Source organism: Streptomyces sp. V4I8 (assembly GCF_041261225.1).
In the GTDB taxonomy this organism is placed as follows: Bacteria; Actinomycetota; Actinomycetes; order Streptomycetales; family Streptomycetaceae; genus Streptomyces.
Window position 1 is genome coordinate 7,557,797 of the sequence record NZ_JBGCCN010000001.1, and the last position, 22,962, is coordinate 7,580,758.

The 22,962-nt window shown below is 71.2% G+C and carries 15 protein-coding genes; 11 read left to right on the plus strand and 4 right to left on the minus strand.

What is annotated here, in order from left to right:
- Positions 1 to 107: 107 nt before the first annotated feature.
- The gene (locus ABIE67_RS34390) at positions 108 to 743 is read right to left on the minus strand and encodes a hypothetical protein (protein WP_370265272.1); all 636 of its coding nucleotides are present in this window, start codon (positions 741 to 743) and stop codon (positions 108 to 110) included.
- Positions 744 to 1,080: 337 nt separating this feature from the next.
- Between ABIE67_RS34390 and ABIE67_RS34395 the strand changes: the two genes are divergently transcribed.
- The 8 genes from ABIE67_RS34395 (at position 1,081) to ABIE67_RS34430 (ending at position 15,245) form a co-directional block, all read left to right on the plus strand.
- Positions 1,081 to 3,240: a RecQ family ATP-dependent DNA helicase gene (locus tag ABIE67_RS34395; RefSeq protein ID WP_370265273.1), complete on the plus strand. Its 2,160-nt coding sequence runs from the start codon at positions 1,081 to 1,083 to the stop codon at positions 3,238 to 3,240.
- 377 nt (positions 3,241 to 3,617) lie between these two features.
- The gene (locus ABIE67_RS34400; protein WP_370265274.1) at positions 3,618 to 5,522 is read left to right on the plus strand and encodes a DUF4192 domain-containing protein; all 1,905 of its coding nucleotides are present in this window, start codon (positions 3,618 to 3,620) and stop codon (positions 5,520 to 5,522) included.
- 682 nt (positions 5,523 to 6,204) lie between these two features.
- Complete coding sequence (locus ABIE67_RS34405) at positions 6,205 to 8,121, plus strand: glycogen debranching N-terminal domain-containing protein (RefSeq protein WP_370269233.1); 1,917 nt, start codon at positions 6,205 to 6,207, stop codon at positions 8,119 to 8,121.
- 129 nt (positions 8,122 to 8,250) lie between these two features.
- Entirely contained in the window at positions 8,251 to 9,009 is a 759-nt protein-coding gene (locus ABIE67_RS34410; protein WP_370265275.1) for an NUDIX domain-containing protein, read from the plus strand.
- A 188-nt stretch (positions 9,010 to 9,197) separates the two neighbouring features.
- Positions 9,198 to 11,240: an ATP-binding cassette domain-containing protein gene (locus tag ABIE67_RS34415; protein WP_370265276.1), complete on the plus strand. Its 2,043-nt coding sequence runs from the start codon at positions 9,198 to 9,200 to the stop codon at positions 11,238 to 11,240.
- Positions 11,241 to 11,403: 163 nt separating this feature from the next.
- Positions 11,404 to 12,291: a FadR/GntR family transcriptional regulator gene (locus ABIE67_RS34420; RefSeq protein WP_370265277.1), complete on the plus strand. Its 888-nt coding sequence runs from the start codon at positions 11,404 to 11,406 to the stop codon at positions 12,289 to 12,291.
- Positions 12,292 to 12,718: 427 nt separating this feature from the next.
- Positions 12,719 to 14,254 carry an RNA polymerase sigma factor gene (locus tag ABIE67_RS34425; RefSeq protein ID WP_370269237.1) on the plus strand — a complete coding sequence of 512 codons (1,536 nt, stop codon included), beginning with the start codon at positions 12,719 to 12,721 and terminating at the stop codon, positions 14,252 to 14,254.
- Between the two features lie 133 nt (positions 14,255 to 14,387).
- The gene (locus tag ABIE67_RS34430) at positions 14,388 to 15,245 is read left to right on the plus strand and encodes a serine protease (protein WP_370265278.1); all 858 of its coding nucleotides are present in this window, start codon (positions 14,388 to 14,390) and stop codon (positions 15,243 to 15,245) included.
- Between the two features lie 111 nt (positions 15,246 to 15,356).
- Here ABIE67_RS34430 and ABIE67_RS34435 read toward each other — a convergent pair whose 3' ends face one another.
- Positions 15,357 to 15,587, minus strand: a complete 231-nt coding sequence (locus ABIE67_RS34435) for a hypothetical protein (protein WP_301996277.1) — start codon at positions 15,585 to 15,587, stop codon at positions 15,357 to 15,359.
- Positions 15,588 to 16,032: 445 nt separating this feature from the next.
- Here ABIE67_RS34435 and ABIE67_RS34440 point away from each other — a divergent pair, with 445 nt between their 5' ends.
- The 3 genes from ABIE67_RS34440 to ABIE67_RS34450 all read left to right on the plus strand — a co-directional run bounded on the left by ABIE67_RS34440 (position 16,033) and on the right by ABIE67_RS34450 (position 20,390).
- Positions 16,033 to 18,156 (plus strand): type IIA DNA topoisomerase subunit B, encoded by a 2,124-nt coding sequence (locus tag ABIE67_RS34440; RefSeq protein WP_370265279.1) that lies wholly within the window; start codon positions 16,033 to 16,035, stop codon positions 18,154 to 18,156.
- A gap of 222 nt (positions 18,157 to 18,378) precedes the next feature.
- Positions 18,379 to 18,801 carry a DUF485 domain-containing protein gene (locus tag ABIE67_RS34445; protein WP_370265280.1) on the plus strand — a complete coding sequence of 141 codons (423 nt, stop codon included), beginning with the start codon at positions 18,379 to 18,381 and terminating at the stop codon, positions 18,799 to 18,801.
- Positions 18,798 to 20,390 carry a cation acetate symporter gene (locus ABIE67_RS34450; protein ID WP_370265281.1) on the plus strand — a complete coding sequence of 531 codons (1,593 nt, stop codon included), beginning with the start codon at positions 18,798 to 18,800 and terminating at the stop codon, positions 20,388 to 20,390. Before ABIE67_RS34445 ends, ABIE67_RS34450 begins: the two co-directional genes overlap by 4 nt.
- Before the next feature lie 188 nt (positions 20,391 to 20,578).
- On the opposite strand, the gene ABIE67_RS34455 is transcribed toward ABIE67_RS34450, so the two are convergent.
- Together ABIE67_RS34455 and ABIE67_RS34460 are read right to left on the minus strand one after the other, a co-directional pair.
- Positions 20,579 to 21,259: a response regulator gene (locus ABIE67_RS34455; protein WP_370265282.1), complete on the minus strand. Its 681-nt coding sequence runs from the start codon at positions 21,257 to 21,259 to the stop codon at positions 20,579 to 20,581.
- Positions 21,256 to 22,920: an ATP-binding protein gene (locus tag ABIE67_RS34460; RefSeq protein ID WP_370265284.1), complete on the minus strand. Its 1,665-nt coding sequence runs from the start codon at positions 22,918 to 22,920 to the stop codon at positions 21,256 to 21,258. Before ABIE67_RS34460 ends, ABIE67_RS34455 begins: the two co-directional genes overlap by 4 nt.
- Between the last annotated feature and the right edge of the window lie 42 nt (positions 22,921 to 22,962).

The window sequence follows — 22,962 nt, forward strand, 5'->3', positions numbered from 1 at the left end:
TCTGGTCGCTTGCCTCGGAGCGTTCACGGCGGCGTATGCGGGCGTCGTATCGCACACGTCGTACGGGGTGCGACCGTACCGGCGGCCGAGAACTCCGTTCGGCGTCCTCAGCGAGCCGCCGCGCGTCTCAGGACCTCGGAGGCGGCACCACCGGTGCGAGGCATCGGGAGCGGTGACTCGGACGTGGCGAAGGGCTCGGGCGACGAGTCGGTGCTGGGGCGGCGGCCGCCGCGGCCCTCACCGAGGACCTGCCAGCCGTCACGGGTCAGCGTGATGTACGCCCCGCAGCGCAGGCCGTGCAGGGTGCAGGCGTCACGCAGGCCCCACATCCACGCGCCGTCCTCCTCCGTCCAACGGGCGTCTCCATCACGGCAGTAGAGCAGCACCGCGGTGCGCACCGGTGTGCGGCGCCGCAGGTCGTGCGGAATGACGCGGCGCAGTTGGGCGAGCAGCGCGTTGCGGAACATCCAGCCGTCGGCCGGGGCCGGGCGGCGGGTGAACGAGGCGCTCGCCCGCAGCCGCTCGTCCGGGTCGAGGACGGCCACGATCGCCGTCGCCGGCTCAGGGCGGTGCCGGGAGTGAAGACCGCTGACGACCTCGCGGGGGTTGCGCAGCAGCGGGATGCCCGCGGCGGCCCACTCCGCGGGTTCGAGCATGCGGGCCAGGGGGTTGGCGGATGCGGCGGGCAGGTCGGCTGACGTCGACATGGATGCCGCGGAGGACGGAGCGAATCCGAAGGTCACGGTCCTCCCTTCGGCTACGCGCCCATACTGCGGGCGGGGTCGGAATCGGGGGAGCGCACACCGCAGCAGAGCCCTACCGGATCACGGACGAGCCGTGCGGGGAGCGGACTTCAATTCTTCCTGGCGAACCTGAATGCGGCAACGAGCAATTGGGGCCACCGACCGTTATCTGGTGGTGCGCGGGTTATATCCCTACCCATTGCGTCACTGTGCGATGCACGGAGCGACCCTGCACCACCAGGCCGTGGATGTCCACCGTGCTCGACCGGCGGCTCGTGAGCGCCGGTCACGCCGGGTGAGGTGGCTGATTGTCAGTGCCATCAGGTTGCATGGAGGCATGAACACTCTGGAGCTCCGCGCTGAAGCCGATGCCGTCCTCGCTGAGCTCGTCGGTTCCCAGGAGGGTTCGGCGCGGCTGCGGGAGGACCAGTGGCAGGCCGTGGCGGCTCTGGTGGAGGAACGTCGACGTGCTCTGGTGGTACAGCGCACCGGCTGGGGCAAGTCGGCGGTGTACTTCGTCGCCACCGCGCTGCTGCGCCGACGCGGCGCCGGCCCGACCGTGATCGTCTCCCCGCTGCTGGCGCTGATGCGCAACCAGGTCGAGTCGGCCGCGCGGGCCGGCATCCAGGCGCGGACCATCAACTCGGCCAATCCCGAGGAGTGGGACACGATCTACGAGGAGGTCGAGCGCGGTGAGACCGACGTTCTCCTCGTGAGCCCCGAACGACTCAATTCCATGGATTTCCGCGAGCAGTTGCTGCCCAAGCTCGCCGCCACGACCGGTCTTCTGGTGGTCGACGAGGCACACTGCATCTCCGACTGGGGTCATGACTTCCGGCCCGACTACCGTCGGCTCCGGGCGATGCTCGCCGCGCTGGCACCTGGGGTTCCGGTGCTGGCGACCACGGCGACCGCCAACGCGCGCGTGACGGCGGACGTGGCCGAGCAGCTGGGGACCGGCGCCGGTGAGGCCCTGGTGCTGCGCGGCCCGCTGGAGCGGGAGAGCCTGCGGCTCGGGGTGGTCCAGCTGCCGGACGCCGCACACCGTCTGGCCTGGCTGGCCGAGCACCTGGACGAACTGCAGGGCTCCGGGATCATCTACACGCTCACGGTGGCCGCGGCCGAGGAGGCCACCGCCTTTCTGCGGCAGCGCGGCTTCCACGTGGCCTCGTACACGGGGCGCACGGAGAACGCGGACCGGCTGCAGGCCGAAGCCGACCTGCTGGCGAACAGGGTCAAGGCGCTGGTCGCGACGTCGGCGCTGGGCATGGGGTTCGACAAGCCGGACCTGGGCTTCGTGGTGCATCTCGGCTCACCGTCCTCACCGATCGCCTACTACCAACAGGTCGGCCGCGCCGGCCGCGGTGTCGAGCACGCGGATGTGCTGCTGCTGCCCGGCAAGGAGGACGAGGCCATCTGGCGCTACTTCGCCGATACGGCCTTCCCGCCCGAGGCGCAGGTCCGGCAGACCCTCTCGGCCCTGGCCGACGCGGGGCGGCCGCTGTCCGTGCCGGCCCTTGAGGCGACGGTGGATCTCCGGCGGACCCGGCTGGAGACCATGCTCAAGGTGCTCGACGTGGACGGGGCGGTCAAGCGGGTCAAGGGCGGCTGGATCTCCACCGGTGAGCAGTGGATCTACGACGCGGAGCGGTACGCGTGGGTGGCGCGGCAGCGAACGACCGAGCAGCGCGCCATGCGGGAGTACGTGAGCACGCCCCGGTGCCGGATGGAGTTCCTGCGTCGGCAGCTGGACGACGAGGGGGCCGCTCCCTGCGGCCGCTGCGACAACTGTGCGGGCACCTGGATCGCGTCGTCCGTCTCGACCGAGGCCCTCACGGGGGCGGCGAAGGAACTGGATCGCCCCGGGGTGGAGGTCGAGCCGCGCCGGATGTGGCCGACGGGGATGCCCGCACTGGGCATCGACCTCAAGGGACGTATCCCGGCGAAGGAGCAGTGCTCCACCGGGCGTGCCCTGGGGCGGCTCTCGGACATCGGCTGGGGCAACCGCCTGCGCCCCCTGCTGGCCGAGAACGCGCCCGACGGTCCGGTCCCCGACGACGTCCTGCGGGCCGCGGTCGCGGTGCTCGCCGACTGGGCGCGTTCACCGGGCGGCTGGGCGCCGAACGTCCCGGACGCCTCCGCCCGGCCGGTGGGAATCGTCGCCGTGCCGTCCCTGGCCCGCCCGCAACTGGTCGGCTCCCTCGCCCAGGGCATCGCGACCATCGGCCGCCTGCCTTATCTGGGCACCCTGACCTACACCGGGCCCAGCGGCGAGCACGCGGTACGGCGCAGCAATTCCGCGCAACGCCTGCGGTCACTGTCCGGCGCGTTCACCGTCTCCGAGGAACTGGCTGCCGCCCTGGCGGCCTCCCCAGGACCCGTCCTGCTCGTGGACGACTACACCGACTCCGGCTGGACCCTCGCCGTCGCTGCCCGCCTGCTCCGCCGGGCGGGCAGCGAGCAGGTACTGCCGCTGGTGCTCGCTGCGGCAGGTTGAGCTTGTAGGGAGGTATCACCGAGAGAGTCGGCGCCGCCTCGGCGCGCAACCGGTCCAGCGAAGTGGTGAGCCGGGAGATGCCCGCTGTGCGGGGCCTGCGCCAACTCCACGCCGTCCGACGCCACTTGCGGCCAGTACGTCAGGGACGCCTTCTGCTCGCCGTACATGGACATGCGCGGGAACGGCAGCGCGAGGAACTTCGTCAGCAGGTGTGCCCCTGGACGGACAGGCCAAGCAGCGACGGGAAGATGCCGTGCACCGCGCGCGGGCGCACCAATCACTGCCGTGAGGCCGGTCCGGACCTGGGTTGTCGTGTCCCTGGTCGGACTTATCCACAGGGCAAAGCGGAACATCGCGATCCGGGAGATCGTCTGCGTATGACGAATCACAGCGAAGCGACCGGATCTCCTGAGGGCGACGACAACACGGGCGGTGAGCACCCCTTCGCGCCTGGTGCAACCGACGACGCGAACGACACACCTGAGATCTATGATGCGCAGGTCGGGCCTGAGGAGGACCACGGACGTGCGGGTCACGCGAGTCACACGGATCACGCAGCCCAGGCGGGACGCGTGGACCACGGACACGCGGGACGGGCGAGTCACGCGGGACACCTGGACCAACTCGACTGCACCACGCACGAAGCGCAGCTGCCCGAGCACCAGGTCACCCTGCGCACCCCGGCCGAACTGGCCGACGCCCTGCCCTATCTCCTCGGATACCGCCCCGAGGACAGCATCGTGCTCGTCGCCCTGCACGACAGGTCCGGCCGCGGCCGGTTCGGCGGCCGGGCTCGGCTCGGCATCCCCGCGAGTGCGGACGACTGGGACGCCGCGGCAAGGCAGTTGGCCCACGGACTCGTGAGGGGCAGCGAGCGCAGGGGAGTCCGGCCGGAGCAGATGGTCGCCTTCCTCTGCCAGGAACCGACAGAGGGCGAGACGGGCCGACAGGTCATGGAGCGGCTGCGACCGCTGGCCCAGAAGATGCGTGTCGCGTGCGGCAGCCTGGACGTGCCGGTGATCGAGGCCCTGTGCATCTCGGACGGACGCTTTTGGTCGTACTGCTGCGACCGAGTCGAGTGCTGTCCGCCCGACGGCCGCCCGATGGGACTTCCGGGTACGTCCGTGCTGGCCGCCGCGGCCACCTACGCCGGGGTTCAGGTGCGGGGCACACTGCGCGAGTTGCGGGCCAGGCTGCTCCCCCTGGAGACCGCCGCAGCCCTGGAGCAGGAGGCCGCTCTCGACACCGTCAGCATGGCGCTGGTCCCCAGGATCCTCGACAACGCGTCACGCGCGGATGTGGCACAGCAGACGCTGGACCTGGCCGAGCGGCTCATGTGCCGGTTCGCCGCAGCCTTGCCCCTGTCCGGGACGCTGACGGCGGATCTCCGGGACGACGAACTGCTCGGACACGACGAAGCCGCGAGGCTCATTCTGGGTCTGCAGGACCGGGCGACCCGTGACCGCGCCGCCGAGTGGATGGAGGGCGACGAGGCCGGCCCCGCCCTCCGGCTGTGGCGAGCGCTGGCCCGCCGCTGTGTCGGACCGTACAGCGAGCACGCGGCGGCGCCGCTCACTCTGGCCGGCTGGGTCGCCTGGTCCACCGGCGATGACCTGGAGGCCCGGGAAGCCCTTGCCATGGCCCTCGGCGCGGACCGCGACTACCTCTTCGCCCGTCTGCTGCACCAAGCCTGCAACGAGGGGCTGGACCCCGAGTCGATCCGCCGCTGCCTGCGTGCGGAACGTAAGGGACGCGAGCGTGCGGGCGCCGGGCCGGTCGACAAACCGGAGGAGGTGGAACAGCTGGTACTGGACCACGTGAATGAGCCGGTGCGGGACGAAATGGGAGAGCCGGTTCTGGACGAGATGGGAGAGCCGCTACGGGACGAGGTGGATGAGCCGGTCCGGGGCGAGGCGGTGGAGCCCGCGCCGTTGTCCGAGGTGGTGGAGTCCCCACCCTTGTCTGAGCGGGTGGAGTCCGTCTCCTCGTCCGAGACGGGTGATCGTCGCCCGTCCCGGCACGATCCGGGTTCGGCCGCCAGCCTCCCTCGCTCCGCGAAGGCCACCGGGCGAGAGCGGGCGACGAGTGCCCCGCGTCCCCGTGCGTCGGCGAGGACCCGTCCTGGTGCCGCCCTCCGGCCGGGCGGCACGGTCGCGCGTGGCTCGAAGGAAACGGCTCCGCGTACGTCTCCGCGAACGCCGAAGAAGGGCGCCACTCGTCGGAGTGGGTCCCGTCCGGATGGCGTGAGTCCTGGGAGCGCCGGGGGCGAGGGGGATGCGTGAGCCATCGCTGCGGAGCGGTGCCGCCCCAGGCGGTCGGCGTGACAGCGGTGGCCGGCGGCGTGGGGGTGACCGATGCCGTGGAGGTCACGGCAGTCGCGGGGTCTGTGACACGGAGCGCCTCGGCCTGCCCGGCGATCTCGACGAAACGGGTGATCCCTCTACGGGGTTACCCCGTGACGGGCGTGACCTGGAGGGATCCGTCCCCGTTCACCTGAGTGGCGGAACGCCTGAATCGGCCGTGCCGCCGCATCGCCCCTGTCACTCCGGGTCCCCCAGCCGGCGCCGCACACGCCCGAGGCGCACAGAGCGCAGAGGAAGCCGCCCCATGCCACAGCCGACTCCGGCGCCACCGCCGACACAGGTCTCCTCGGCCGCCGACGATCGCTCGACAGCCGACGGGCTGGTCCCGTCCCAAAGGCTGGATACGGGACGGCCTCCGTCCGCGGACGGCGTGGGGCGGCCCGTGCCTAGGCTGTTGGACGATGCCCTTCGACGTGCCGAGCACCCGCATCGGCCGACAGGACAGAGCCCGTCGTCCTCGGCGGCCACGAGACCGGACACGGCAAGGGCGACACAGGCCGGCCAGGCACGGCACTTCGCCCAGCCTCAGGACAGCCCCTCGTCGGCTCAGCAGTCGGCAGCGCGTCGGTCCGCCGACCTGCCTCCCAGCCACAACGCCCTGATCTGCGTCGCCCTGCCGGGCCTCGCCATCTCCACGGACCAGGGACAGCTGACCGGCCGGGGACTCGACGGCTTCTACCGTGCGGGCCGACGTGTGCTCTCGCGCTGCCAGATCCGGGTGGCCGGCCGCGAGCCGCTCGCGGTCCAGGCCAGGATGACCGCGGCGGACCGCGCCCGCTTCGTGGGCACGTTGCGCAGTTCCCCACAGGCGGGACCGGATCCGGACGTCGTCGTCGAGCGAACCCGTCATGCGGACGGCACCGAGCGGATCACGCTGCACAGCGCGGCCGTTCGACCCCTTCGGCTGCCGGTCGAGGTCGCCCTGGGTACGGATCTGGCCGACCTCGGTGCGATCGCGAGCGGCAGCACGGGACCGGAACTCCCCGCCACCGTCCACGACTCCGGCCTGCGCTGGACGTCCGCCAGAGGAAACTCCGCTGTGACGGCCGACCCGCCGCCCGCCGACGCGCTGGCCTCCGCGGGACTGCTGCGCTGGGAGCTCGCGCTGCCCCCGGGCGGGAGCGTGAGCATCGAGCTGCGGGTGCGGCCGGAGGGCGCGGGACCCGTGCGCGCCGTGGGCCGGGCGGCGACCAGCCCGCTGGCGACCGCGCGGGCGGCCGGCGACGATCCCGGGGTGGAGGCGTTGCTGCGGACGGGCATCGAGGATCTCCAGGCCCTTCTGCTGCGCGATCCCGCACACCCCTCCGACGTCCACTTGGCCGCCGGGGCACCGTGGCGCTGCGGCCTCGCCCCCGCCGAGGCCCTCGCCGCGGCCCGGATGGCCCTGCCCCTGGGCACCCGGCTCGCCGCGGGCACGCTGCGCACGCTCGCGCGCACCCAACTCCGGGCCCAGGGACCGCAGTCCGGCATGATCCCCGCTCCGCTACGGGACGCGGGCACGCATCTGCCACCGAGCTGCACGAGCACGGAGGCCACGCTGCTCTTCCCCGCGCTGCTCGCGGAGGCCCGACGCTGGGGGCTGCCCGAGCCCGAGACGGAGGAGCTCCTCCCGGCGGCCGAGCGGTGTCTGACCTGGTTGCGGACCACCGTGGGCGACGGCACGTATCTGCCCGACCCGCACCCCGTCGGCCCCGCCCGCTGCGAGACCCAGGCCCACGCGCATCGTGCGGCACTGCTCGGCGCCGATCTGCTCGACGCCTGCGGCAGACCGGGCGGTGCCGAGCTGCGGCACTGGGCCGGGGCGCTGCGGACGGCGTTCCGCGCGGACTTCTGGATCGACGATCTGGGTGGCGGCCGGCCCGCTGCTGCCCGGGCCCCGGACGGACGCCTGGTGCCGTATCTGGGCGCCGCCACCGCCCACCTTCTCGACACCGGCCTGCTCGGCGGGGGCGAACAGGCGCCCGGCCTGCTCGACAAGGTGCAGACCGAACAGCTCGCCCGGCTGCTCGGCGGTCCGGCCATGGACTCGGGCTGGGGCCTTCGCGGACTGGGCGTGAAGGAGGCGGGGCACAACCCGTTCGGTCACCGCAGTGGCGCCGTGCGGGTCCACGAGAGCGCGCTCGCTGTCGCGGGCCTGGCCGCGGCCGGCTATGAGAAGGAGGCGAGCGCGCTGCTGCGGGGCGTACTGGCGGCCGCGGCTGTGTTCGGCCACCGGCTGCCCGACATGTACGCGGGGGAGCCCCGCACGGACGGGAGCGCACCCCTCCCGCATCCGGCGGCCTGCCGCCCCGCGGCCACGGCGGCGGCAGCCGGAGTGCTGCTGCTGAGCACGCTCGCGGGTATCCGCCCGGACGCTCCGGCGGGGACGGTCATGCTGCGCCCCGTGCGCAGTGCGCCGCTGGGCGAGCTCGTCCTGACGGGCCTCCGGGTCGCCGGCGCCCCCTTCTCCGTACGCGTCAGCAGGCTGGGTCTCGCCATGGTCGAGGAGGCGGCCGACGGGCTGCAATTGCGAGCGTGACCTCGTACGACGTCGTACGGCACAGGACACGGGAGGGGGGTGCGGCTGATACCGGGCCGAATTGGATCAGCCATCGACGAGGCTGACGAAGGGAGTGTTTATCGTCAGGCAGACGACTATGATCGCCGCATGCCCTACGACCCGTCAGCCTTCCCGCCCTTTGCCGTCACCGTGGACCTGGTCGTGCTGACCGTGCGCCGCCATGCCCTGTGCGCGCTGGCGGTGCGCAGGGGCGAACCGCCGTTCCAGGGGCGCTGGGCGTTGCCAGGAGGGTTCGTACGGGCCGACGAGGACCTGGCGCAGGCCGCCGCACGGGAGTTGGCCGAGGAGACCGGGCTGCGTGCCCATGATCCGGCCGTTCCGGCGCAGGACTACGGTGCCCACCTGGAGCAGCTCGCGACCTACGGGGACCCCAAGCGGGATCCGCGGATGCGGGTGGTGAGTGTGGCCCACCTGGCGTTGGCCCCCGACCTGCCGGCACCCCGCGCGGGCGGTGATGCCAGCAACGCCCGCTGGGCGCCGGTCGACGAACTCCTGCAGCAGGGCGGTTACGGCCGCGACGGCGAACCGGTCGCGCCGCTCGCCTTCGACCACGCGCAGATCCTGGCCGACGGGGTGGAGCGCGCCCGCTCCAAGATCGAGTACTCATCGCTGGCCACGGCGTTCTGCCCGACCGAGTTCACCGTCGGCGAGCTCCGCCGGGTCTACGAGGCGGTGTGGGGTGTGGCTCTCGACCCGCGCAACTTCCACCGCAAGGTGACGGGCACGCCGGGCTTCCTCGTCCCCACCGGCGGCACCACCACACGCCAGGGCGGCCGCCCCGCCCAGCTCTTCCGGGCGGGCGGCGCCACGCTGCTCAACCCCCCGATGCTGCGTCCCGAGGTCTGACCCGGGGGGCCGGGCCGCGGCGCCGGCCCGGACGCGAACCGATGCCGATCCGGGCTCGGTCCGGGTCCAGTTCATGCTCACGCCGTGCTCGCGACGAAGGCCACGGGACCCGTCCGGACCGACTCCGGCCTCTGCAGCGGGCCTTGCCCTACCCGAAAAAACGGACATAGCGCGCTATCTTGCTGCGAGTGATCCAGGCCATCGGACTGACCAGCGACGCTCGCAAGGAGCTTCCTCCCGCCGTCGACGACGTCTCCTTCGAGGCGCGCGCAGGCCGCGTCACCGCGCTGCTCGGGGCGTCGGGAGCGGGCAAGACGACGGTGCTCAGACTCATGCTCGAACTCCAACGCGGCCGTGGCATCACCTATTTCAGAGGTCGCCCCCTGCACCGCATCGCCCATCCCTCGCGCGAGGTCGGCGTGCTCCTGGGCGACCTTCCCGGGCATCCGTCGCGCACGGTCCGCGGCCATCTGCGCATGCTGTGCGCCGCCGCGGGCGTGCCGGCCCGGCGCGCCGACGAAGTCCTGGAGGTGGTCGGCCTCGTCAGCCTGCGCGAGGAACGCCTCGGCACCCTCTCGCGCGGCATGGACCGCCGCCTCGGTCTCGCCTGCGCACTGCTGGCCGACCCGCACACCCTCGTGCTCGACGACCCCGCAGGCGGGCTCTCGGCCCGCGAGAGCCGCTGGCTGTACGGCATGCTGCACGCCCACGCGACCCAGGGCGGCACGGTCCTGCTGACCACGGCCGACCCGAAGGAGGCCGCACGCACCGCCGACCGGGTCGTCACACTGCAGCGCGGCAGACTCATCGCCGACCAGGAGGCCGCCGACTTCGCCCGCACCCGGCTGCGCCCGCGCGTCGCCGTCCGCACGCCCCACGCCCCCCGCTTCGCCGCCCTGCTCACCAAGGAGGCCCGCGCCGCACACCGCTCCGTCGAGGTCGTACGAGAGAGCGGCAACCGCCTCTCCGTGTACGGCAGTACTTGCGCCGACGTCGGCGAGATCGCCTTCCGCCACGGCATTCTGGTCCATCAACTCGCCGATGAGGTCGGAGACATGGGGCCGGGGACCGAGGCGGGCTCCCACACGGCCGAGCCGCGAGCCTACGAGGTGCCCCAGACGCCGGATGCCGCGTTGGCCGCAACGGGTGGCCGCGGGCGCAAGGCCACGCCGCCGTCGGGGCCTGACTCAGGGCTCGCCGGGACCGAGAATCCCGCGGCGAGGACGGGAGAGACGCCGCAGCCGTCGGGCCGCGAGCCGGCCACAGCCGCTGACCCCGCGCAGGAGGCTCGCGCAGGGGGTCCGCAGGCATCGGCGGAGGTTCCACAGGCACGGGCGGGTGGTCCGCGACCAGCCGACGGATCCACGGGCGGGTCTCGCACACGGGCCGCGGGTGCGCGCTCGTCAAGCTCCTCCGCCGTCGCCCTCCCGGATCTCCCGCCCCCCATCTCCGTCCGCCCCGCCCCCAGCCCCCTCCGCCCCCTCCGCTACGAACTCCGTCGTGCCGTCGGTGTCGGCACGAGCTTCGCCACCGGTGCCGCGGTGCTCGTGGTGTCCGCCCTCACCGCCGTACTGCTGGCACGCGTCGGGCACACGCCTCAGCACCGCCTGATGGCGGCCTGGCCGCAGCAGCTCCCGCTGCCGCCCGCGGCGCTCGGTGCGGGGCTGCTCGGTGCGATCGCGTTCGGCGACGAGTTCCGCCACCCCGCCCTGGCCGCGGATCGCGGCACCGTCCCCCGCCGGCTGGGGCTGCTGGCCGCGAAACTCCTCGTCGCCTCCGCCACCGCGCTGGTGCTGGCCGTCCTCACCGTGGGCTGCGACACCGAAGTGCTCTACCTCGTCTACGGACCGGAGCTCGCGGAAGTTCCCGCCGACTGGCTTTCGCTGAGCGCGAGTTGGATCGGGCTCGTGGTCGGCTGCTCCTGGGCCGGCGTACTCGCCGCGGGTCTCTTCAGGTCCACCACGGCCGGGCTCGCGGCGGTGGTCGCCGTGCCCATCGTCGTCGTACCCCTCGTACAAAAGGTCCTGGAAGGGCCGTCTGTGCGGACGGCGGCGGGGTTCCCGCTGCGGCTGCGGGAGGTGCTCCTGTCGCAGTGGCCCTTCGGGGGAGAGCGCTATCTGGAAGCCGCCGCGCGCGTGGTCGCCCAACCTGTCGGCGGTGCCCTGACGTTGTCGCTCACCGCCCTGCTCTGCGCCTACGTCCTCACGACCGTGCGCGGCAGGGTCCGATGAAGACCGTCCCTGCCGGTCCCGATTCTGTCGTGCGCACAACTCCCCGGGGAAAGCCCATTTCTTTCCGATAAGGCGTCAATTGCGACGGGGTGAGCGATCACCCTTTCGTGTGCTTTTCACCAAAGACCTCAAGGGAGTTGAGGAGGGCGCCGACAAAGGATCCGTGAGTACCCTTGCGCACACCATGATGACCGCCGCCCGCGCCGCCGACTCCGGTCTTGCCGGCCCGGGCGATCTCGACCGCTACCCCTACGCCGAGGCCACCGTCGCCGACCGCGTCGGAGCCTCTGCCTGGGACAGTGCGGAGCCGGAACTGGGCCGTGTGGGCCGACGCGCCGCGGGCAGCCGCGGACGCGGGCTGCACGGCCAACTCGTCCAGCAGCTTGGCCAGATGATCGTCTCGGGTGACCTGGGCGCCGACCGTCCGCTCGTGCCCGAGGAGATCGGCCAGCGCTTCGAGGTCTCCCGCACCGTCGTCCGCGAGTCGCTCCGTGTCCTGGAGGCCAAGGGCCTGGTCAGCGCCCGTCCGAACGTCGGCACGCGCGTGCGTCCCGTCAGTGACTGGAACCTCCTCGACCAGGACATCATCGAGTGGCGGGCCTTCGGACCGCAGCGCGACGACCAGCGCCGGGAGCTGAGTGAGCTGCGCTGGACGATCGAGCCGCTCGCCGCCCGCCTCGCCGCCGGGCACGGGCGCGACGACGTCCAGCAGCGGCTCGGCGACATGGTGGAGATCATGAGCCACGCGATGGGACAGGGCGATGTCCTCACCTTCTCCCGTGCCGACGCCGAGTTCCACTCGCTGCTCATCCAGGTCGCGGGCAACCGCATGCTGGAGCACCTGTCGGGGATCGTCTCGGCCGCCCTCCAGGTCTCCGGCGGGCCTGTGACCGGCTGTGACCGGCCGAACGAGGCGTCGCTGGCACAGCACAGCCGGATCGTCGACGCCCTCGCCGCCGGCGACGGCGGGGCCGCGGAGGCGGCCATGCGTCAGCTGCTCACCGTTCATCCCGAGGTCGAGCGCGTGGTGCCCGCCCCCCGCGAGCACTGACCGCGCCCCCCGGGGGCGCGGCCGGGAGTGCCTCCCCCTCCTGTGGCATCTCCCGGTCTGTGCGCCCTCTCCCGTCGGACCCGCAGGATCCACCACGGATCCTGCGGGTCCGACGGTGCGACGAGGCCACGGAAAGGCCGTACAGTGCTTGGTCGAAGCAGCGGGCGACCAATTCTGTCCGCTTCTGTCTGCTTTTGACCGGTTACGGGATGTGACTCGGGCCACGCAGATTGGGCGTAACGCTCGGGGAAATAGCGCGATGACCTAAGAGGTGACTGCCGAGGAGGGAATACGGACGCCGCTCAAGGCGCTGTGCATCTTCCCGGCCCCCGCCCGCACCGTCGGCCCAATCCCCAAGCCGGTGGTCGGCTCCTGTCCGCAGTGGACGGGGCCGGAAGCCGTTTTCCAACGTTCCGAGAGGTTGTTCGTGTCGGCCAGCACATCCCGTACGCTCCCGCCGGAGATCGCCGAGTCCGTCTCTGTCATGGCTCTGATTGAGCGGGGAAAGGCTGAGGGGCAGATCGCCGGCGACGATGTGCGTCGGGCCTTCGAAGCTGACCAGATTCCGGCCACTCAGTGGAAGAACGTACTGCGCAGCCTCAACCAGATCCTCGAGGAAGAGGGTGTGACGCTGATGGTCAGTGCCGCGGAGCCCAAGCGCACACGAAAGAGCGTCGCAGCGAAGAGTCCGGCCAAGCGCACCGCCACCAAGACGGTCGCGGCGAAGACGGTGACCACCAAGAAGGCCACCGCCACCGCCACGCCTGCGGCGCCCGCCGCCGACTCCGCCGTCGAGGACGACGCCCCCGCCAAGAAGGCCGCTGCCAAGAAGACGACCGCCAAGAAGGCGGCCGCGAAGAAGACCGTCGCCAAGAAGACGGCGGCCAAGAAGACCACCGCCAAGAAGGACGACGTCGAGCTGATCGAGGACGAGGTCCTCGAGGACGCGCCCCCGAAGGTCGGCGAGGAGCCCGAGGGCGCAGAGAGCGCCGGCTTCGTGCTTTCCGACGAGGACGAGGACGACGCCCCCGCGCAGCAGGTCGCCGCGGCCGGCGCCACCGCCGACCCGGTCAAGGACTACCTCAAGCAGATCGGCAAGGTCCCGCTGCTCAACGCCGAGCAGGAGGTCGAACTCGCCAAGCGCATCGAGGCGGGCCTGTTCGCCGAGGACAAGCTGTCCAACGCCGACAAGCTGGCGCCGAAGCTGAAGCGTGAGCTGGAGATCATCGCCGAGGACGGCCGCCGCGCCAAGAACCACCTCCTGGAGGCCAACCTCCGTCTGGTGGTCTCCCTGGCCAAGCGCTACACCGGCCGCGGCATGCTCTTCCTGGACCTGATCCAGGAGGGCAACCTCGGTCTGATCCGCGCGGTCGAGAAGTTCGACTACACCAAGGGCTACAAGTTCTCCACGTACGCCACCTGGTGGATCCGTCAGGCGATCACCCGCGCCATGGCCGACCAGGCCCGCACCATCCGTATCCCGGTGCACATGGTCGAGGTCATCAACAAGCTCGCGCGTGTGCAGCGCCAGATGCTCCAGGACCTGGGCCGTGAGCCCACCCCGGAGGAACTGGCCAAGGAACTCGACATGACCCCGGAGAAGGTCATCGAGGTCCAGAAGTACGGCCGCGAGCCCATCTCGCTGCACACCCCGCTGGGTGAGGACGGTGACAGCGAGTTCGGTGACCTCATCGAGGACTCCGAGGCCGTCGTCCCGGCCGACGCGGTCAGCTTCACGCTTCTGCAGGAGCAGCTGCACTCGGTCCTCGACACCCTGTCCGAGCGCGAGGCGGGCGTCGTCTCCATGCGCTTCGGTCTCACCGACGGTCAGCCGAAGACCCTCGACGAGATCGGCAAGGTGTACGGCGTCACGCGCGAGCGCATCCGCCAGATCGAGTCCAAGACCATGTCGAAGCTGCGCCACCCGTCGCGGTCCCAGGTGCTGCGCGACTACCTCGACTAGGTCGCACTCGTACGACACACAAGGCCCGGTCTCCCGAGTGGGGACCGGGCCTTCGTGCTGTCGCGCGGGTGCGGGGTGCGGTGGGCTGAATCACTCTGGGTGTCCCATGGCCACTCCAGAGTGAGGAGCGTGCATGCGTCGTCCTTTTATCCGGGCCCTGGCCCGGCCGCTGGTACTGGCGGCTGCGGCGGCTGCCATGCCGTTGGCGTCTGCCGCCCCTGCGGCTGCCGACAGTGTGGTCGTCGGAGGCTTCCCGGTCGATGTGTCCCACAGTCCCTGGACCGTGGCGCTGTCCAGCCGTGACCGGTTCGGGGGTACGCGTGCCGGTCAGTTCTGCGTGGGTGTGGTGGTCGGCCGGTCCACGGTGCTCACCGCGGCGCACTGCCTGAGCCAGGAGGTCCTGGGAGGACCGCCGGAACAGCTGCGCGACTTCACCGTCATCACGGGCCGTACAGACCTGCTGTCCGGCCGGGGCCAAGAGATCCGTGTCCGCGACACCTGGGTGACCCCGGCCTACGACAGTGTCACCAACGCCGGCGACTTCGCCGTGCTCTCCCTCGCCCAGTCGCTTCCCGCGAGCGCGGTCATCGGGATGGCGCGGGCCGGCGATCCCGCCTATGTGCCGGGCACTCCGGCCCTGGTCTACGGCTGGGGTGACATCACGGGGGCCGGTGACTACCCGCGCAGTCTGCGGGCGGCACGCGTGCATGTCCTGCCCGACGCGCTGTGCAGGCGGGCCTATCCAGGAGGTGGTGAAGGCAGGTTCCAGGCCGACAGCATGGTCTGTGCCGGAGAGCAGGCGGGGGGCCGGGACGCCTGTCAGGGAGACAGCGGAGGGCCCCTGGTCGCCAGGGGCAGACTGATCGGGCTCGTGTCTTGGGGCACGGGCTGTGGTCGCGCGGGCAGTCCCGGCGTCTACACGCGGGTCTCCGAGGTCGTACGGAGCCTGGGGTGGCGGGCCGCGGTTCGGGAGCGCCGTGCCGACGGCTGACGCGGTCTGAGGGCGCGCGAGGTATGAGCGCGGGCGGCCGCCCCTGCTTTCAGGGGCGGCCGCCCGTCGACCGGCCTGTGCCGGAAGCTGGCTCGTCGTTAATGCGAGGTGTCAGCGCTCTTCTTCGGACGTCGATGCGGGAACGGACGTCAGCCGCTCCGTCTCGTCCTGTATCTCAGCGGCGATCTTCTTGAGTTCCGGCTCGAACTTGCGACCGTGGTGGGCGCAGAAGAGCAGCTCTCCGCCGCTGAGCAGGACGACGCGCACGTACGCCTGGGCGCCGCAACGGTCGCAGCGGTCAGCGGCCGTCAGCGGGCTCGCGGGGGTCAGAACAGTAGTCACGTCGCCTCTTCTCTAGCTCGACGAGCTGTCGTACCAGGGTCAACATCCAACCAGCCCCAAAACGTTCCCGCTCGTGGCTTCACCCAGAGTGAAATTTTTTCGAGGGCGGCCGGCTGCTGCCGGCTTGGCGGCGAATGTGCCGTATTGCGTCGGTGTCTTGCTTACGGTTTCGCGCTGTCGGTCAAGGTCGGTCCTCCCGGCTGGCTTGCCGGTTTGTTCATGAGGACGTGCCCGGAGCCTAAATGGTTCATGCCTGGAAGGGAACGTGATGTGTACTTCACCCCATCGAGGGATCGAACATGCATACGACTCTGGACTAGTCTGTGTTCCGCACGAGGGTGGCGTTACAACGGCTCTACCAGGCCTCGGTACCCTCTTGACGGCGACCGAAGCCGCGCCCTTACCCAACAGGGCGCCACCTGAAATTCAGCGAGGAGCGAACCGCGTGACCGCCGAGACGTCCGTGCCGTCCACAGCGCTGCTGGCAGGAGCAGACCGGGACGGTTCCAACTACACCGCGCGGCACCTGCTCGTCCTCGAGGGGCTCGAGGCCGTGCGCAAGCGCCCGGGTATGTACATCGGGTCGACCGACAGCCGCGGTCTGATGCACTGCCTGTGGGAGATCATCGACAATTCCGTCGACGAGGCCCTGGGCGGGTACTGCGATCACATCGAGGTGATCCTCCACGACGACGGGTCCGTGGAGGTCCGGGACAACGGCCGGGGCATCCCGGTCGACGTCGAGCCGAAGACCGGTCTGTCCGGCATCGAGGTCGTCATGACCAAGCTGCACGCCGGCGGCAAGTTCGGCGGCGGTTCGTACGCCGCCTCCGGCGGTCTGCACGGCGTGGGTGCCTCCGTGGTGAACGCCCTGTCCGCGCGGCTGGATGTCGAGGTGGACCGGAGCGGCCACACCCACGCCATCAGCTTCCGGCGTGGCGTGCCCGGGGCCTTCGCCGCCGACGGCGCGAACGCCAAGTTCGAGGCCAAGGGCGGCCTGCGCAAGGTCAAGAAGATCCCCAAGACGCGCAACGGCACGCGCGTGCGGTACTGGGCCGACCGCCAGATCTTCCTCAAGGACGCCAAGCTCTCGCTGGAGAACCTCCACCAGCGCGCCCGCCAGACCGCCTTCCTGGTGCCCGGCCTGACCATCGTCGTCCGAGACGAGTTCGGCCTCGGCGAGGGCGGCAGCAAGGGCGAGGAGTCCTTCCGCTTCGACGGCGGTATCAGCGAGTTCTGTGAGTACCTGGCCAGCGACAAGCCCGTCTGCGACGTCCTCCGCTTCGGCGGCCAGGGCACCTTCAAGGAGACGGTCCCGGTCCTCGACGAGCACGGGCAGATGACCCCCACCCAGGTCACCCGTGAACTCGACGTGGACGTCGCCATGCGGTGGGGCACCGGGTACGACACGACCCTGAAGTCCTTCGTGAACATCATCGCCACCCCCAAGGGCGGCACCCACGTCGCGGGCTTCGAGACGGCCGTGACCAGCACGATGAACGAGGTGCTGCGCACCAAGAAGCTGCTGCGCGTCGCCGAGGACGACATCGTCAAGGATGACGCCCTGGAGGGCCTCACCGCAGTCGTCACGGTCCGCCTCGCCGAGCCGCAGTTCGAGGGCCAGACCAAGGAGGTCCTGGGTACCTCGGCCGCCCGTCGTATCGTGAACACCGTGATCGCCAGGGAGCTCAAGGCGTTCCTCACGTCCACGAAGCGAGACGCCGCGGCTCAGGCCCGGGTCGTCATGGAGAAGGCCGTCGCCGCGGCCCGTACGCGCATCGCGGCCCGCCAGCACAAGGACGCGCAGCGCCGGAAGACGGCCCTGGAGTCCTCGTCGCTGCCCGCCAAGCTCGCCGACTGCCGCAGCGACGACGTCGACCGCAGCGAGCTCTTCATCGTCGAGGGTGACTCCGCGCTCGGCACCGCCAAGCTCGCCCGGAACTCCGAATTCCAGGCGCTGCTGCCGATCCGCGGCAAGATCCTCAACGTCCAGAAGTCATCCGTGTCCGACATGCTCAAGAACGCCGAGTGCGGCGCGATCATCCAGGTCATAGGGGCAGGATCCGGCCGGACCTTCGATATCGACGCGGCGCGCTACGGCAAGATCATCATGATGACCGACGCCGACGTGGACGGCTCCCACATCCGGACGCTGCTGCTGACGCTGTTCCAGCGCTACATGCGGCCGATGATCGAGGCCGGCCGCGTGTTCGCGGCGGTGCCGCCGCTGCACCGCATCGAGCTGATCCAGCCCAAGAAGGGGCAGGACAAGTACGTCTACACGTACTCGGACCGCGAACTGCGCGACAAGCTCATGGAGTTCCAGAGCAAGGGCATCCGGTACAAGGACTCCATCCAGCGCTACAAGGGTCTCGGCGAGATGGACGCCGACCAGCTGGCCGAGACGACCATGGACCCGCGTCACCGGACCCTGCGCCGGATCAGCCTCACCGATCTGGAGGCTGCCGAGCGGGTCTTCGATCTGCTGATGGGGAACGACGTGGCGCCGCGCAAGGAGTTCATCTCCAGCTCGGCGGCTACGTTGGACCGGTCGCGTATCGACGCGTAGCCGCTGCGCTGGGCCGGGGCCGTGTTTTCGGCCTCGGGTTGGCGTTGGCGCCTGCCTTTGTGGGGACCCACCCGCACTGCCCGTGCGGCATTCGTCGTCGGGTGCGGGTGGCCCCTGTGGGGAGGGTTCGCCGCTGGCGGCTCGCGGTGGGTAATCACCTGATGGAGTGAAGCCGGGAGAGAAGCCGAGTCGGGGATCTTTCCGTTCTGTCCATGCTTGGGCATGTACTCAGACGATCCCTGGTACGACGCCCTCGCCTCCGGATGGGGGGAGACGGACGTCACGGACGCGCCCGACGCCGCTCCGCCCGTCGCGGGCGACGTGTACCTCGAGGTGCAGCGCAGCGCGGCCTTCCAGGAGGTACGCGGCCGGTACCGGAGGTTTGTGGTGCCGGCGGTCGCGGTGTTCCTCGCCTGGTACGTGGCGTACGTGGTGGCCGCGACGACCGCGCCGGAGCTGATGGCCCGGCCCGTGGCGGGTGCTGTGAACGTGGCGATGGTCGCAGGGCTCGGACAGTTCCTCACCACCTTCCTGCTCACCTGGGCCTACGCCCGTCATGCGCGGCTGCGCCGGGACCGGGCGGCACTCGAACTGCGCTGGGAGACACAGGAGCTGACGCGCGTCACCCGGGGTGGTGCCTCGTGACGGGCGACCAGCGGACTCTGGCGCTGCTCCTGTTCAGCCTGTTCGTCGCGATCACGCTGGCGATCACGACGTGGGTGAGCCGCAACCGGCATGGTTCCGCGGAGGAGTTCTACGCGGGCGGTCGGCTCTTCTCGCCCATGGAGAATGGTTTTGCCATCGCGGGCGACTACATGTCGGCCGCATCCTTCCTCGGCATTTCCGGGCTCATCGCCCTCTTCGGTTACGACGGCATGCTGTATTCGGTCGGCTTCCTCGTGGCCTGGCTCGTGGTGTTGTTCCTCGTCGCCGAACTGGTACGCAACTGCGGGCGGTTCACGCTCGCCGACGTGGTCGCCGCGCGGGTGCGCGAACGCCCCGTTCGGATCGCGCTGGGAACTTCCTCGGTCACCGTGTCCGTTCTGTATCTGGTGGCGCAGATGGTGGGCGCGGGCACCCTGGTCGCGCTGCTGCTCGGGGAGAGGGGCGAGGCGGCGCAGGCCTGGACCGTCATCGGCGTCGGCGCGCTCATGGTGATCTATGTGTCGTTGGGAGGGATGCGGGCCACCACGTGGATCCAGATCGTCAAGTCGGTCCTGCTGCTCGGCGGCACCGTCGTGTTGACCGTGCTCGTCCTGATGCGCTTCCACGGCGACTTCGACCGGTTGCTGCTCACGGCGGCCGAGCGCAGTGGTCACGGCGAGGCGTTCCTGGCGCCGGGGCTCAAGTACGGCGCTGACTGGACGTCCCGGTTCGACTTCATCAGCCTGGGCCTCGCGCTGGTCCTGGGCACCGCCGGGCTGCCGCACATCCTGTCCCGCTTCTACACCGTGCCCACGGCCCGCGCGGCACGGCGCTCGGTGGTCTGGGCGATCGGGCTCATCGGCGGCTTCTACCTGATGACCATCGTGCTGGGCTTCGGCGCGGCCGCGATCGTCGGGCCCGACGCCGTACGCGGGTCGAACGCGGCCGGGAACACGGCTGTTCCGCTGCTCGCCCTCGACCTCGGCGGCGGCGCGGACTCCACCGGAGGAACGGTTCTCTTCGCCGTCGTCGCCGCCATCGCCTTCGCCACGATCCTCGCGGTGGTCGCCGGGATCACGCTCTCCTCCTCGGCCTCCGTGGCCCACGATCTGTACGCCTCCCTACGGCGCCGGCGCGCCAAGCCCCGCAGCGAGGTGGCCGTGGCGCGCGTCGCCGCGGTCGGCATCGGCGTCGTCGCGATCGCCCTCGGACTGCTGGCCCGCGACCTCAACGTCGCCTTCCTGGTCGGACTCGCCTTCGCCGCCGCCGCGTCCGCCAATCTGCCGGTGCTGCTCTACTCGCTGTTCTGGCGGGACTTCACCACGAGGGGCGCCGTATGGGCCGTCTACGGAGGACTGATCCCGGCTGTGGTGCTGGTGGTGCTGTCGCCGGTGGTGTCGGGCAGTTCCGAATCACTGTTCCCCGGTGTCGACTTCCAGTACTTCCCCCTGCAGAACCCGGGCCTCGTCTCGATCCCGCTGGGCTTCGTCGCGGGCTGGCTCGGCACGGTCACCTCGGCGGAGATCCCGGACGAGGCGAAGCACGCGGAGACCGAGGTGAGGTCGCTGACGGGGGCGGGGGCGGTCTGACAGACCGGGAGTGGTCCGACGGCAGCCGTCTCACCCCATCCGACGGCAGCCGACTGATCCAATCCGACGACAGCCGTCTCACCCGAGCGGCTCGCACAAGGCCCCCGGGCGGGCGGCTGATACTTGCGCGGCCCGGATCCGTATGAAGGAGGGGCACGGTTCCTTCCCCCGCCCCCACGGGCCGTGTCTCAGGCGCGGGTCGCCCACACGTAACGGTGTTCCGGGCGGCCCGCGTCACCGTACTTGAGTGTGAGCCGGGCCCGCCCGGTGCGTTCCAGGAGCTTGAGATAGCGCTGGGCGGTCTGCCGGCTCACCCCGGTCCGCTCGGCGATCTCCTGGGCCGACAGCGGGCCTTCGGCGTTCATCAGGGAGCGGCGTACGAGTTCCGCGGTGGTGGGGGAGTGGCCCTTGGGCAGGTCGGGCTCCGACGACGCGGACAGGGCGCCGAAGATGCGGTCCACCTCGGCCTGTTCCGCCTCGCCGCCGCCGTCCAGGGTGCGGCGCAGCTCCGCGTACGCCTCCAGCTTGGCGCGCAGCCCCGCGAAGGCGAACGGCTTGACCAGGTACTGCAGCGCGCCGTGCCGCATGGCCGCCTGGACCGTCGTCACGTCCCGCGCCGCCGTCACCATGATCACGTCGGTCTGGTGGCCGCGTCGGCGCATCTCCTGGACGACCGACAGACCCGTCTCGTCGGGCAGGTAGTGGTCCATGAGGACCAGGTCCACGCGGGGCAGCTGCTCCACCTGGCGAAGCGCCTCGGCCGCGCTGTGCGCCTCGCCGGCCACGTGGAAGCCCGGCACCTTCTCCACGTAGGCGCAGTTGACGCGCGCGACGCGCGTGTCGTCGTCCACGACCAGGACCTCGATCATCGCGACTCCTCCTCGGCGACGGTCTGCGCATCTGACGGCACGGCGAGGGCGGGTTCCAGGTCCGGCTCGGCCAGCGCCTCGGGCAGAACGACGGTGAACTCCGCGCCTCCGCCGGCCGCCTCGCCCACTGTCGCGCTGCCACCCTGCCGTTCGGCGAGCCTGCGCACCAGGGAGAGCCCGATGCCCCGCTCACGGTGAGCCGGCGGGGTCTTCGTGGACCACCCCTCGGTGAAGATCAACTCGCGCTGCTCGTCGGGGATTCCCGGGCCGGTGTCGCGAACCCTGAGGATCGCGGTACGCCCCTCGCCGCGCAATTCGACCTCCACGCGCGCGTGCGGAGTGCCCGCGACGGCGTCGAGGGCGTTGTCCACCAGGTTGCCGACGATCGTGACGAGGCCCCTGGGATCGATCAGCCGGTCCGGGAGCCCGGTGCGGTCCGCGAGGCGCAGCGCGACGCCCCGCTCGGCCGCCACGGTCGCCTTGCCGACCAGCAGGGGGTCCTGGATCTTCTCGGCGACCTGTTCCGCCGTGGCCCGGTGGTCGCCGACCACCTCTCCGACGAACTCCACGGCGTCGTCGTACATCTCCAGCTCGAGCAGCCCGAGAAGCGTGTGCATGCGGTTGGCATGCTCGTGGTCCTGGGCGCGCAGGGCGTCGATCAGGCCGCGCGTGGAGTCGAGTTCCCGGCCGAGCTGCTCCAGCTCGGTGCGGTCGCGCAGGGTGGCGACGGCGCCTCCGTCGTCGGTGGGCATGCGGTTGGCGACCAGGACGCGCTGGCCGCGGACCGTGAGCAGATCGGTGCCCGTGACCCGGCCGGCCAGCACGTCGGTCGTACGGCCCTCGCCGAGCGCCTCGTCGAGGGACCGGCCGACGGCCTCGTCACCGAGCCCCAGCAGGCGCCCCGCCTCGTCGTTGAGGAGGCGGATACGGCCGCTGCGGTCCAGGGCGACGACGCCCTCCCGGATGCCGTGCAGCATCGCCTCGCGCTCCGCGAGCAGCGCCGATATGTCGGAGAAGGCCAGGTCGTGGGTCTGCCGCTGGACCCGGCGGGAGATGAGCCAGGCGGCCAGCGCGCCGACCGCCAGAGCGCCGCCCGCGTACGCGAACAGCTCAGGGATCGTGTGCAGCAGCCGGGCCCGCACGCTGTCGTACGCGATGCCGACCGAGACCGCCCCGACGATCCTGCCGTCGTCGTCGCGCAGCGGCACCTTACCGCGCGCGGTGCGGCCCAGGGTGCCGTCGTCGATCTGCATGACCTCGTGGCCGGAGAGGGCCCGGCCCGGGTCGGTCGAGACGGTCCTGCCGATCTCGCCCGGGGTGGGGTGGGACCAGCGCACCCCGCGCCGGTCCATCACGACGATGTACTCGGCCCTGGTGGCCTTGCGGATACGTTCCGCCTCCCGCTGGACCGGTCCGCCGACCGTCGCGGGAGTGCTCGCCAGATCCTCGGCGATCTGCGGCTGGGCCGCGGTGGTCTGCGCGATCGACAGCGCGCGGCGCATCGCCTGGTCGTCCAGCTGGTCGCTGAGCGGAGCGAGGAACAGCCCGGTCGCGAGCACCGCGACTCCCGCGGCGATCGCCACCTGCATCAGCAGCACCTGCGCGAACATCCGCCGGGGCAGACCGAGGCGCAGGCGACGTGCGGGGGGAGTGGGGCTCATACCCATGACGGTACGTGGACGTGCGGGAAGTCCCGTAGAGGG

Excerpts from the sequence above, each read along its gene's own strand:
- ABIE67_RS34395 (WP_370265273.1), top strand. The coding sequence starts at position 1,081 with ATGAACACTCTGGAGCTCCGCGCTGAAGCCGATGCCGTCCTCGCTGAG.
- ABIE67_RS34455 (WP_370265282.1), bottom strand. The coding sequence starts at position 21,259 with ATGATCGAGGTCCTGGTCGTGGACGACGACACGCGCGTCGCGCGCGTC.
- ABIE67_RS34430 (WP_370265278.1), top strand. The coding sequence starts at position 14,388 with ATGCGTCGTCCTTTTATCCGGGCCCTGGCCCGGCCGCTGGTACTGGCG.
- ABIE67_RS34445 (WP_370265280.1), top strand. The coding sequence starts at position 18,379 with ATGTACTCAGACGATCCCTGGTACGACGCCCTCGCCTCCGGATGGGGG.
- ABIE67_RS34460 (WP_370265284.1), bottom strand. The coding sequence starts at position 22,920 with ATGAGCCCCACTCCCCCCGCACGTCGCCTGCGCCTCGGTCTGCCCCGG.
- ABIE67_RS34400 (WP_370265274.1), top strand. The coding sequence starts at position 3,618 with ATGACGAATCACAGCGAAGCGACCGGATCTCCTGAGGGCGACGACAAC.
- ABIE67_RS34410 (WP_370265275.1), top strand. The coding sequence starts at position 8,251 with ATGCCCTACGACCCGTCAGCCTTCCCGCCCTTTGCCGTCACCGTGGAC.